Here is a 6,289-nt window from a genome sequence, read left to right as displayed (position 1 = left end):
CCTCAAGCGCACCCTCGCCCGACACCTTTACCGCGTTATGGAGTCCACGGCCAAGTCCTCGGCGCCCGAACACGGTTGACAAACATAGGAGCGTCCAACGGGCTGCTGCGCCAGTACTTCCCCAAAAGCACCGACCTGTCCGCCTACGGACCTGAAGACCTCGAACACGTCGCACAGGAACTCAACGGCCGCCCACGCAAAACGCTCGGCTGGGATACCCCAGCCGAGCGTCTACGTGATTTACTACTAACCACCTAACCAACAGGTGTTGCAACGACCCCTAGAAACCGCCCCCCCCAGTTAGTGGACGGATCCCGGCCTTTCGCCGTTTGGCGGTTTTAGCCGGCGTCGAACGTTTCCGCGTCGTCGCTGTCACGGTCCTTGGGGGCCTTGTCGTCGGGCAGGTCTGTACCTGATCCATCGGGCAGACCGGCTGCGTCCTGGCCAGGCTCCGAGGAGAACGGACGGCCGGCGTCGGGTTCCTCGGTGTTGGTCTGGTCCATCTCCGCCTCGGACGACGGCATGGCGGCCTCCGAGTTCTCCGTGGCGTCAGCGTCGTAACCGGGGGTGGTGCTGGCGTTCTCTGAACTCATTTGTTCCTCCGTTCCTCCGAAGCGTCCTGCTCCGGGTTCTCCTGCACTGTCTTGGTCGTCGGCGCCGAACTGGCTCAGATCCGGGGCTCCGGCCGGGTAGGTTTCCCCGTCCGGACTGTCCTGGCTGAGACCGGCGGCGTCGAAGGCTTCTTCGTCGCGGGGCTGGGCGAACCTTTGCGTGTCTCCGCCGGGCAATTCCTGCTCCGCCGTCGGCGTTCCGTATCCGCCGGCCTCTTCAATCGGTTCCTGTTTGTGCTGCTCAGTCATGCCGTCCCTCCCATTGTGGAAATTTGAACTGGTGGAAATATGTGACGGACTCAGAGGCCCTTGCCGCCGGTGACCGGCAAGACGGCGCCGGAAATGTACGAGCCGTGCTCCGAGGCCAGCAACACGTACGCGGCCGCAAGTTCGGCAGGCTGACCCGCACGTTGCAACGGTGTGTCCTGGCCGAACGACGGAAGCTTGTCCGGCCATTCTGTGGCCGGGATCAGGGGCGTCCAAATGGGTCCGGGTGCCACGGCGTTGACGCGGATTCCCTTCGGGCCGAGCTCCTGGGCCAGGGCCTTCGTGAAAGCAACCTGCGCGGCTTTGGTCATGGCGTAGTCGATGAGCTCAGGCGAAGGGTTGAAGGCTTGGATGGACGCGGTTGTAATGACGGACGCACCGGGTTTCAGGTGCGGAACTGCCGCCCGCGCGGTCCAGATCAGCGAGTAAAGGTTGGTTTTGAAGACGCGGTCGAATTCCTCGGTGGGGAGGGACTCGAAGCTGTCGCGGTTCTTCTGGTAGCCGGCATTCAACACCACGACGTCCAGGCGGCCGAACTCAGCAAGAGCATTGTCCACAATCTTGGCGGCGAACTCTTCAGTACGCCCGTCTCCGGCGAACAGGAGCGCCTTCCGGCCGGTCTTGCGGATCCACATGGCGGTGTCCTGGGCGTCAGCTTCTTCCTCCGGCAAGTAGGAGATGGCGACGTCGGCCCCCTCGCGGGCGAACGCGATGGCCACCGCCTTGCCGATTCCGGAGTCCCCGCCCGTGATCAGGGCGGCCTTGCCGTCGAGGGCACCGCTGCCCTGATAGCTCTCCTCACCGTGGTCCGGCTGGGGATCCATGGGTGCGGTCAGGCCGGGCTGTTCCTGGATCTGCTCCGGAAAGGAGCCCGAGTAGTAGCCGCTCCGCGGGTCCCCCGGCTGGTCCTGCTGTTTGCTTGCATCACTCATCGTCCACCTACCCAACGTGTCGGTTTTCCGGTGGCTGCGTCCGGACTCAAGGTACTGACCCGGGCCGCGAAGCCATCCCGTGAAGGAAACAAGTCCAGCCTACCCGAGATTCATCAGCAACCTTAGTAGTTGCTTGAATTACGCATGCCTCAAGCCTAGGTTGAGTGTTAACTGCTGCCGCAGCCCGATCCGAACTACCGAAGGCGCCCAAGTGTCCCCTCCAGAATCATTGCCAGGTGCCGGACCACCCGCGTCGGACCTGCGGAATGAGTCCCCCATCGAAAGGCTTGACCGGAACTGGCTGGAACTTCTGCAGGAACTGCGGGTGCTGCAGACCGGAGTGCAGCTCCTTGCGGGGTTCCTGCTGACCTTGCCGTTTCAGGCCCGGTTCGAAACGCTGGACACGTACCAGACCACCCTGTACCTCGCCAATGTGGCGTTGGCCGCCCTCACCACGTCGCTGATCCTGCTGCCTGTTAGCGTGCACCGCCGCTTGTTCCGGCTCCACCTGCGGGATGCACTGGTCTCCAGCGCTGACCGGATCGCCAAGGTTGCCCTGGGCGGCATCGGGCTCCTCAGCGTCGGCACCTCAGCACTGGTTTTCGACGTCACGGCCGGCCGGACCGCCGGGTTGACTGCCGGCGCGGTCCTTTTAGGGGTGTTGCTGATTCTGCTGGCTTATGTGCCGAGCAAACTCCGCCGCCAGGCCGGGAAGGGAGATGCATGATGACAAGTACCGCGAGCCAACAACGGCGCCATCAGTCCGGAGGATCCGTGCCCAGCTGGGTTCGGGAACATGGTCTGTTGCTGGCCAATGCCGGCCTTTTTCTGGCGTTTTTCGGCGGCATGGTCCTGACCGGGGCCGCCGACTACAGCGATGACCAGGTGGCCCACGGTGAGCAGGCCGTGACGGTGCTCGGGTATCTCAGCACCGGGGCATTTGTGGAGGCGACGTTCGAAAACTGGGAGTCGGAATTCCTGCAGATGGGCATGTACGTCATCTTGACGGTGTTCCTGTTCCAGAAGGGATCCTCGGAGTCCAAGCCCCTGGGCAAAGTGGCTCCCCAGGATGAAAACCCCAGGAAGGCCGCCGCGAAGGACACCACTCCCTGGCCGGTCCGGAGGGGCGGCTGGGTCCTGAAACTCTACGAACATTCCCTGTCCATCATGTTCTTGCTGCTGTTTTTGGCCTCGTTTGCGCTGCACGCCGTCGGTGGCAGCGCGGCCTACAGTGCCGAGCAGCAGAGCCACGGACAGCCGCCCGTGACCGTTTACGAATACCTGGGAACAAGCAGGTTCTGGTTTGAGTCCTTCCAAAACTGGCAAAGCGAGTTCCTGGCCGTTGCCGTCCTCGTCGGCGCATCGGTTTATCTCCGCGAGAGAGGCTCACCGGAATCCAAGCCGGTCGCGGAACCGCACTATGAGACGGGCACCTGAGCGCTCAGGCGCCCTCAAGGACCTGGGTGGTGGCCCAGGTGATATATTTTGCAGCGTTCGCGACGGCGTCGTCCGGGCTTGGGGCCACATCCAGCAGTTGGGCGGCGGCCACCACCCCGTGTTCGGCGAGGTCCTCCGGGGTGACCAGGATCCGTCCGGCTACGACGATCACCGGGATCTCGAGCCTCCGGGCGGCGTCCGCAAGTGCAATCGGCGCTTTCCCGGCCAGCGACTGCGAATCCAGCGACCCCTCGCCGGTGATCACAAGATCCGCCTGCGCGAGTTTGCCAGCCAGTCCGGTGAGCCCGGCCACCAACTCGAAGCCGCTTTCCAGGACGGCATCGCTGAACGCCAGGAACGAAGCCGGGAAACCCCCGGCGGCCCCGGCCCCGGAGACATTCACGTCCCGCCCGGTGGATGCGCGCAGCACCGAAGCCCAGTTGCGCAGTCCTGCGTCGAGCAGCTCCACGGCATCCTCGCCCGCGCCCTTTTGCGGGCCGAACACATGGGCAGCGCCGGCGCTGCCGAAGAGCGGGTTCTGCACGTCGACGGCGATCCGGAACGTTGCTGCGCCGAGCCTCGGATCGAGCCCGCTGACATCGAGCTGCACCACATCGGCCAGGGAGCCGCCGCCAAGGGGCACCACATTGCCGGCAGCATCAAGCGGTTTCAGGCCCAACGCGCGCAGGGCCCCGCTGCCGCCGTCCGTCATCGCCGAGCCGCCCAAACCCAGCACAATTTCGGTGGCGCCGGCGTCGAGGGCGGCGGCGATCAGCTGGCCGCAGCCGTAACTGTGCGCGCGCAGGGCGTTGGCCGGAGTAGGCTCCATCTGGGCCAAGCCGGACGCTTGCGCGGTTTCGATGATGGCGGTGGCCCCGCCGAAGGCGTTCTTGCGGATCGCCCAGGCCGCGCCAACGGGCGCCAGGATGGGTCCGACGACGGCGTTCAGCCGCTCCTCGAATCCGGCGGCAACGGCGGCCTCAAGAGTTCCCTCTCCGCCGTCGGCCACCGGAAACTGGAGGACCTCGGCGTCGGGATAAACGCGTAAGGCGCCCTCGGCCATGGCGGAGGCGGCTTCGGCCGCGGTAAGGGAGCCTTTGAACTTGTCCGGGGCGATCAGGATGCGCATGGTTCCATCCTGCCAGCAGGCGCCGACAGCACGCGCCACCGAAAGCCGCGGGGACGTGGCGACAGGCCATGCTGACGGTAGTAACGTAACAGCCACACAGAATCGGTCCTAGGGGGCAACGGTGAATGCGAACGGAAAGACACGCGAGGCCATGGCCGGCCTCCCCGGCATGAGCGAGCTTCTGCTCGTCCGGCACGGGGAAAGCCAAGGGAACGTGGCTGCCACTCTGGCGCACCAGTCCGGAGCGTACGTTATCGATGTGCCGGCCCGTGACGCCGACGTCGAGCTGTCCGGCACGGGGCGGGAGCAGGCAATGGCACTCGGCCGCCTGCTCGCCGGGTTCCCGCCGGACGGCCGTGCGGCGGTCTGGTCTTCCCCGTATCTGCGGGCGCAGCAGACCGCGGAACTGGCCGTCAGCGCCGGGGGCTGGCAAACGCAGGTCCGGATGGATGAGCGGCTTCGTGACCGCGAGCTTGGGGTGCTGGACATGCTCACCTCTGCCGGGGTGGAGGCCAGATTCCCCCAGGAAGCTGAGCGCAGGCGCTGGCTGGGCAAGTTCTATTACCGGCCACCGGGCGGGGAATCGTGGGCCGACGTCGGACTGCGGTTGCGCTCCCTGATTGGGGACCTGGACCGTCTCTACGCCGGCCAGCGGGTGCTGCTGGTGTGCCATGACGCCGTCATCCTGCTGTTCCGTTACATCCTGGAGGGGCTGACGGAGCGGGAACTGCTGAACATCGCCGCCGAAACCGCGATTCTTAACGCGTCCGTGAGCCGTTTCATCCGGCCGGGCGGCACCGGCGCCTGGCAGTTGGAGAGCTTCAACGAAGCCGGGCATCTGCTGAATGAAGGGGTGGCTGTGACTGAACATGCTGGAGATACCAATGTCCGGCCGCGGTAACACAGCTCCGGGGGGCGGGGCTTCTGCGGTCCGCCCGGAGGCCGTAACGCCGACGTTGTTGCGGGGCTGGCCGTTGCCTGGTGGCGGTTCCGGCAAAAATGACCGGGGGTCGGTGCTGGTGATCGGCGGGGCGCGGATGACGCCGGGGGCCGCCCTTCTCGCCGGCGTGGCCGCCCTGCGCTCCGGCGCCGGCCGGCTTACCCTGGCCGTGGCAGAGTCGGTGGCAGTGCAACTGGCCGTCGCACTGCCGGAAGCGGGCGTGAAGGCGCTGCCGGAAAACGCCTCCGGCTCCGTCCTGGGCGCCAAGGCGGTCCCGGTCCTCGCACCGCTGGTTGACTCGGCAGATGCCATCCTTATTGGGCCGGGCCTTGACAACAAGGACGAGGCGACAGCGTTGCTCCGCGGGCTCTTGGCGGTCCCGGCGGGTGACAAGCGGCCAGCCATCATCCTCGATGCGTTCGCCTTGGGCAGTCTGCCCGAACTCGTCGATGACCTGGACCCCTGGGCTGGCCGGCTGATCCTGACCCCTAACGTCACCGAGGCGGGCATTCTGTTGGGACGGGACGTCGGGGACCTGGCCGGGGATGTGCCGGAGCTGGCAGCGAAATACGGTGCCGTGGTGAGCTGCCAGGGAGTGATCGCGCAGCCGGGCGGTCCGGGGAGTCCTGGCCGCCAAAGAGGTCCAGGGGCAGAGGCGGACGGGCACGACGGCGGGACCGGACGCGGGGTGTGGGAGATCACCACTGGGCACAGCGGCCTGGGTACGTCCGGTTCCGGCGACGTGCTGTCCGGTGCCATCGCCGGGCTGCGGGCGCGCGGAACCACGGACGCCCAAGCCACCTGTTGGGGCACCCACCTTCATGCGAGCGCCGGGGACCGGCTCGCGAGCCGCCTGGGCGGCCTCGGCTACCTGGCCCGCGAACTCACCGGGGAGCTGCCGGCACTGATGATGGAGCTGGGTACCTGACACAGGCCCCGTGCCCGGACAGCCGGGGCGGGAAGATCAGGCTGA

At 66.3% G+C, this 6,289-nt stretch carries 7 protein-coding genes and 1 pseudogene; 5 read left to right on the top strand and 3 right to left on the bottom strand.

The features are described from left to right. Window positions 1-93: 93 nt before the first annotated feature. Window positions 94-258: pseudogene (locus RCH15_RS15610) on the top strand (IS30 family transposase); the annotation flags it as partial. A gap of 80 nt (window positions 259-338) precedes the next feature. On the opposite strand, the gene RCH15_RS15605 reads toward RCH15_RS15610, so the two are convergent. Both RCH15_RS15605 and RCH15_RS15600 read right to left on the bottom strand, forming a co-directional pair. Next, the gene (locus RCH15_RS15605; protein WP_326961578.1) at window positions 339-860 is read right to left on the bottom strand and encodes a hypothetical protein; all 522 of its coding nucleotides are present in this window, start codon (window positions 858-860) and stop codon (window positions 339-341) included. A 50-nt stretch (window positions 861-910) separates the two neighbouring features. Continuing rightward, window positions 911-1,810 carry an SDR family oxidoreductase gene (locus RCH15_RS15600; protein WP_326961577.1) on the bottom strand — a complete coding sequence of 300 codons (900 nt, stop codon included), beginning with the start codon at window positions 1,808-1,810 and terminating at the stop codon, window positions 911-913. A 211-nt stretch (window positions 1,811-2,021) separates the two neighbouring features. Between RCH15_RS15600 and RCH15_RS15595 the strand changes: the two genes are divergently transcribed. After that, window positions 2,022-2,537 carry a DUF6328 family protein gene (locus RCH15_RS15595; RefSeq protein WP_326961576.1) on the top strand — a complete coding sequence of 172 codons (516 nt, stop codon included), beginning with the start codon at window positions 2,022-2,024 and terminating at the stop codon, window positions 2,535-2,537. 47 nt (window positions 2,538-2,584) lie between these two features. Then, window positions 2,585-3,247, top strand: a complete 663-nt coding sequence (locus RCH15_RS15590; protein WP_326961575.1) for a DUF6766 family protein — start codon at window positions 2,585-2,587, stop codon at window positions 3,245-3,247. A gap of 4 nt (window positions 3,248-3,251) precedes the next feature. Here the strand turns inward: RCH15_RS15590 and RCH15_RS15585 are convergent, their stop codons facing one another. Continuing rightward, window positions 3,252-4,376: a glycerate kinase gene (locus tag RCH15_RS15585; RefSeq protein WP_326961574.1), complete on the bottom strand. Its 1,125-nt coding sequence runs from the start codon at window positions 4,374-4,376 to the stop codon at window positions 3,252-3,254. 151 nt (window positions 4,377-4,527) lie between these two features. On the opposite strand from RCH15_RS15585, the gene RCH15_RS15580 reads away from it, so the two are divergent. Further along, window positions 4,528-5,277, top strand: coding sequence for a histidine phosphatase family protein (locus RCH15_RS15580; RefSeq protein ID WP_326961580.1), 750 nt, complete (start codon window positions 4,528-4,530; stop codon window positions 5,275-5,277). Further along, window positions 5,261-6,244 carry an ADP-dependent NAD(P)H-hydrate dehydratase gene (locus RCH15_RS15575; protein ID WP_326961573.1) on the top strand — a complete coding sequence of 328 codons (984 nt, stop codon included), beginning with the start codon at window positions 5,261-5,263 and terminating at the stop codon, window positions 6,242-6,244. The genes RCH15_RS15580 and RCH15_RS15575 overlap by 17 nt, the downstream gene beginning before the upstream one ends. Window positions 6,245-6,289 lie beyond the last annotated feature (45 nt).

The sequence above is a fragment of the Arthrobacter sp. MP_M4 genome (assembly GCF_035984855.1).
Taxonomy (GTDB): Bacteria; Actinomycetota; Actinomycetes; order Actinomycetales; family Micrococcaceae; genus Arthrobacter.
This window is presented reverse-complemented; position numbering and strand designations above follow the sequence as displayed.